This is a genomic window from Micrococcus sp. GbtcB5 (assembly GCF_019091605.1).
In the GTDB taxonomy this organism is placed as follows: Bacteria; Actinomycetota; Actinomycetes; order Actinomycetales; family Micrococcaceae; genus Micrococcus; species Micrococcus luteus.
Genome location: NZ_JAGXJK010000230.1, coordinates 1 through 263 on the forward strand (window position 1 = coordinate 1; position 263 = coordinate 263).

Annotated in this window: 1 pseudogene; it reads left to right on the forward strand. The window is 76.8% G+C overall.

The features are described 5' to 3' along the window. Positions 1-263, forward strand: a pseudogene (locus KVS67_RS12160) (hypothetical protein); the annotation flags it as partial.

Here is a 263-nt window from a genome sequence, read left to right on the forward strand (position 1 = left end):
GCCCGGCCCTGCAGATCGCGCTCTGGGACCCCGCCTCCCCGCTGTGGCCCCCCGCCAGCGCGGACCTCGGCTACCGGCGGTGGCGGTTCGCGATCCACTACGAGGGCAAGACCCACGACGGCGCCGCGCAGGTCGGCAAGGACACCCGCCGGGGCGCGGTGTTCCTGCGTCAGGGCTGGCTCAACATCCGGGTGGCGGGGTCGGACCGGTGGCGGGGGTTCGTCGAGACGGCGGGGCTGGTGCGGGCCGCGGTCGCGGAGCGT